The following is a 4,827-nucleotide window of genomic DNA, read 5'->3' as shown; positions in this document are numbered from 1 at the left end:
CGTGGTGCTGCTGCAGGCGGGGCTGCTGCTCGGCGCGCTCCTGCTGGTCGGCGTCGCCCCGGACGCGCCGTGGGTGCTGCTCGGGGTGCTCGCCGCGTCGGCGGTGTGCTTCGTCGCGCTGATGCAGCTGCTCAAGGCCGCGTTCGGGCTCGTCGGCGAGTTCGTCGGGGTGGTCCTGCTGGTCCTGCAGGTCGCGGCGGGCGAGGGCGCGTACCCGATCCAGACGTTCGGCACGTTCTTCCAGGCCGTGCACCCCTACCTGCCGATGAGCTGGACCAACGACGCGGTGCGCCGCTCGGTCGCGGGCGGCCCGCTCACGCCGTACGTGTGGGTCGACGTCGGGCTGCTCCTCGGCACCGCGGCGGTCGCGTTCGCCCTCACGTGCCTGGCCGCGCGCCGGCGCGAGCGCTGGACCCCGGCCCGTCTGCGCCCGTCGGTGGAGCTCGTCTGACCCCCCGAACCGGTGAACGCGCAGGTCCGCAGTGACCTAAGTCCTGCGCGGCGGCCCCGCGGGGGGAGTGGGATTGCGGGCATGGCCCCGGGCAAACCGGCAGGTGCGGCCGGTCGGGGCAGCAGGGGGCACGACGCCGGTGCGTGGGGACGCGCTCCGGCGAGGAGGAGGGCGCGTCCGACCCCCGGTCCCCGCGCGCCCTCCTCCGTGCGCCTGCCCGAAAAAGGGCGGATGACCTGCGACGACACCGTGAGAAACGTGGGACTTGGGTCCCGTACGTGAAGCAGATGTGAACGCAACGATCGTCTTGTGAGCCCGATCGGCTCACCGGATCTGGGGAGATCCGCACTCCGGGGGTACCGAAAGGTCACGAACCATGAGCACCAGCACCGTCACCACCAAGTCGCCGGCCCGCCTGATCGGCCTGATCGTCATGATCCTCGGCGGCGTCTTCCTCGTCGCCGGCGCCGTCACGTGGGGCGCCGTGTCGAGCAACCTGCGCGCCGAGAACATCACGGTCTCGGAGGACGCGGACATGTTCGCGAACCAGGTCGTCGACACGCCCTGGGAGGCGTACTCGCAGGCCGCGATCATCAACCACCACGCGCTCGAGGCCTCGGGCGGCAAGACCTACGCCGAGCTGGACCGTGAGGACCCGGTCCGCGCCACGGTGATGAACGGCTCGTTCCTGCGGGCGTCGCTGTTCACCTCGGTCGTCGCCTTCGGCGTCGCGCTCCTCGTCATGGGCGTCGGCGTCACCTTCGGGCTCGTGGGCTGGGCTATCCGCTCGCTCGGCACCGTCGTCGCCGGAACCTCGACGGTCGAGCGGCCCGTGGTGGCCGCGGTCTGACACCGCACGGCGAACCCGCCAGCACGGCGGTGACCCCGCCGCGGTGAGGACCACCGGGAGGCCGGCACCCGACCAGGGGGTGCCGGCCTCCCGCACGCCCACCACCCTCTGCCACGCACGCGCGGACCCGTCCCGGACGACCGTCCGGCGGGCCGCGCAGAGTGCCACGACCTGCACCGTCACCGCAACGGTGACCTTCTGGGAGGAGCGCCGCTACCGTGAGTGAGGTGACAGCGAACACCGAACCCGTCGCGACGCGTGAGCGCACTGTCGAGGGCTTCGTGCGGGAGTACCTGCGCGAGCTCAACTTCGGGCAGGGAGTCGACCTCTCCCGGGCGTCCGTCAACGACCAGTACCTCGCGCTGGCCCGCACCGTCCGCCACTACCTCATGGTCCGCTGGCTGGAGACCCTGCGCCGGCAGTCCGAGCTCCAGGCCAAGTCCGTCGCCTACCTGTCCGCCGAGTTCCTGCTGGGGCGCCAGCTCGACAACGCCCTGCTCGCCGCCGACCTCACCGACATCGTCGAGGAGGGGCTCGCGGGCCTCGGCATCAGCCTCGACACGCTGCGCCAGGCCGAGGTCGAGCCCGGTCTCGGCAACGGCGGCCTCGGCCGTCTGGCCGCGTGCTTCATCGACTCGCTCGCCACCATGAACGTCCCGTCGATCGGCTACGGGATCCGCTACGAGTACGGCATCTTCCGCCAGACGTTCGTCGACGGCTGGCAGGTCGAGAAGCCCGACTCGTGGCTCACGCTCGGGTCCCCGTGGGAGTTCCCGCACCCCGAGATGGCCGTCAACGTGAGCTTCGGCGGGACCGTCGAGGACTACGAGGACGACGACGGCACCACCCGCAAGCGCTGGGTCCCGGGCTGGAGCGTGCTCGGCGTCCCGTACAACTACATGGTCCCCGGGTACGGCAACAACCGCGTCAACACCCTGCGCCTGTGGTCCGCGCGGGCCACGCGCGCGTTCGACCTGGAGATCTTCAACTCGGGCGACTACGCGCAGGCCGTCCGCGCGCAGACGTTCGCCGAGAACATCTCGAAAGTCCTCTACCCGGAGGACTCGACCCCGCAGGGCAAGGAGCTGCGGCTCCAGCAGCAGTACTTCTTCGTCGCCTGCTCGCTCAAGGACTTCGTCGACCAGGTCCTGCCCAAGGACTTCGACCTGACGAACCTGCCCGACCGCATCCACTTCCAGCTCAACGACACGCACCCCGTCATCGCGATCCCCGAGCTCATGCGGATCCTGGTCGACGAGAAGAAGTGGTCGTGGGACGCCGCGTGGAGCGTCGTGCGGCAGGTCTTCTCGTACACGTGCCACACGCTGCTGCCCGAGGCGCTCGAGGTCTGGTCCGTCGAGCTGCTCGGCCGGCTCCTGCCGCGCCACCTCGAGATCATCTACCGCATCAACGAGGAGTTCCTCGCCGGGCTGCGCGCCGCGTACCCCGACGACGAGCTGCGGGCGCGGCGCATGTCGATCATCGCGGAGTTCCCCGAGCGCGGGATCCGCATGGCGCACCTCGCGACCGTCGCGGCCGTCAAGGTCAACGGCGTCGCGGCGCTGCACTCGCAGCTGCTGCGCGACAAGGTGCTGCACGACTTCGCCGAGTACTACCCCGGCAAGTTCACCAACGTCACCAACGGCATCACGCCGCGCCGGTTCCTGCGGCTGTCCAACCCGGGCCTGTCCGGGCTGGTCACCGAGGTCCTGGGCTCCGAGAGCTGGGTGACGGACCTCGACGAGCTGCGCGCGCTCGAGCCGCTGGCCGAGGACGCCGAGTTCCGCCGGCGGTTCCGCGAGATCAAGGCCGCGAACAAGCGCCGGCTCGTCGACCTGCTCGCCGAGCGTGACGGCATCGTCCTCGACCCCGAGACGATGTTCGACGTCATGGTGAAGCGGCTGCACGAGTACAAGCGGCAGACGCTCAAGCTGCTGCACGTCGTGTCGCTCTACGAGCAGATCACGTCGGGTGCGCTCGACCCGGCCGACGTCACGCCGCGGACGTTCGCGTTCGGCGCCAAGGCCGCCCCTGGCTACCGGATGGCCAAGCAGATCATCGGCCTCATCAACGCGGTGGGTCGCACGGTCAACGCGGACCCGGCGGTCAAGGGGCGGCTCACGATCGCGTTCCCCGCGAACTACAACGTCACCCTCGCGGAGACGCTCATCCCCGCCGCCGACCTGTCCGAGCAGATCTCGCTCGCCGGCAAGGAGGCGTCCGGCACCGGGAACATGAAGTTCATGCTCAACGGCGCCCTGACGATCGGGACGGACGACGGCGCGAACGTCGAGATCCGCGAGCTCGTCGGCGACGAGAACTTCTTCCTGTTCGGCCTCACCGAGCCCGAGGTCGCCGACGTCGTCGAGCGGGGCTACCACCCGACGTCGTACTACGAGACGAACCCGCAGCTCCGCCACGCGCTCGACCTCATCGCGTCGGGCGCGTTCTCGGACGGCGACCGCAGCGTGTTCGAGCCCGTCGTGTCGAACCTGCTGCACGAGGACCGCTTCCTCGTGCTGGCGGACTTCCAGGCGTACGCCGACGCGCAGGCCCGCGTCGACGCCGCGTACGCCGACCCGGAGGCCTGGACGCGGTCGGCGATCATCAACGTCGCCCGTGCCGGGTTCTTCTCGTCCGACCGGTCGATGCGCGACTACCTCGACCGCGTCTGGCACGCGGCACCCGTCGACCCGAGCGCCTGAGCCGGGCCGAGACCCTGACCCGTGGGGCCCTGTCGCGACGTGCGGCGGGGCCCCACGGGCGTCCGGGACGCGGTCGTCGGTGCGGGCGGTCGTTAGGGTGGGCGCGTGAGCCCCAAGAAGCCGCAGGAGATGAAGCCGTCGACCGCGGCCGCCAAGCTCGACGTCTACCTCCCCGCGACGCCGCCCGAGTTCCAGGCCGGCCCGGTGACGCGCGACGAGCTCGCCGAGCTCCAGCGCAACCCCCCGCAGTGGCTGGTCGACCTGCGCCGCGACGGGCCTCACCCGCGCACCGTCGTCGCCGGCCGCCTCCGCGTGTCCATCAGCGGCCTCGCGCGCGGCGGCATCACCGACCCGCTCACGACCGAGCAGATCGACGCCCTGATCGCCGACCCGCCGGAGTGGCTGGTCCGCGAGCGCGCGACGTTCGAGGAGGTCCGCCGCGAGGAGCGCCGCCTGCGCGCGCGCGAGACGGACCGCCGCGCGGAGGCCGCGAAGCGCGCGGAGGACTGACCCTCCCGTCCTCCCCGACCGCCCGGTCCGCCAGGCGTCCACCTGGTCGAGGTCGTGAGCCCGCGTGGAGGTCGCGAGGCGCGACTCACGACCTCGCCAGGACGTCCCGACGTCGACGCCGCCGAACGCGCCCGCCGTGTCGGGGCGCTCCGCTACCGTGCAGCCGGGCGTCGCCCGTACCCGGTCAGGACCGGGGTGCACGCGGGCACGCGGCACGACGCGGAGGTCGTAGATGCGCAGGTCGGTCCAGTGGTCCATCGCCGGTCGGGGCAGGCGCGCGCGAGGCGCGGCCGTCGGCGCGCTCGTCGTGG

At 71.6% G+C, this 4,827-nt stretch carries 4 protein-coding genes; all 4 read left to right on the top strand.

The genetic code is table 11. The features are described 5' to 3' along the window. The coding region (locus HGA02_RS10450; protein WP_210728423.1) for a YhgE/Pip family protein at positions 1-451 on the top strand (451 nt) is incomplete at its 5' end. Between the two features lie 376 nt (positions 452-827). After that, on the top strand, positions 828-1,301 hold the full coding sequence (locus tag HGA02_RS10445) for an aromatic ring-opening dioxygenase LigA (protein WP_168678950.1): 474 nt from the start codon (positions 828-830) through the stop codon (positions 1,299-1,301). A 218-nt stretch (positions 1,302-1,519) separates the two neighbouring features. Continuing rightward, positions 1,520-4,006, top strand: coding sequence for a glycogen/starch/alpha-glucan family phosphorylase (locus HGA02_RS10440; protein WP_168678949.1), 2,487 nt, complete (start codon positions 1,520-1,522; stop codon positions 4,004-4,006). 105 nt (positions 4,007-4,111) lie between these two features. After that, positions 4,112-4,516, top strand: coding sequence for a DUF5997 family protein (locus tag HGA02_RS10435; protein WP_343035431.1), 405 nt, complete (start codon positions 4,112-4,114; stop codon positions 4,514-4,516). The last annotated feature ends 311 nt before the right edge of the window (positions 4,517-4,827 follow it).

Origin of the sequence: Cellulomonas septica (assembly GCF_012396155.1) — a bacterium.
Classification (GTDB): Bacteria; Actinomycetota; Actinomycetes; order Actinomycetales; family Cellulomonadaceae; genus Cellulomonas; species Cellulomonas septica.
The sequence above is the reverse complement of the archived record's forward strand: the minus strand, read 5'-3'. Positions and strand labels throughout refer to the sequence as shown.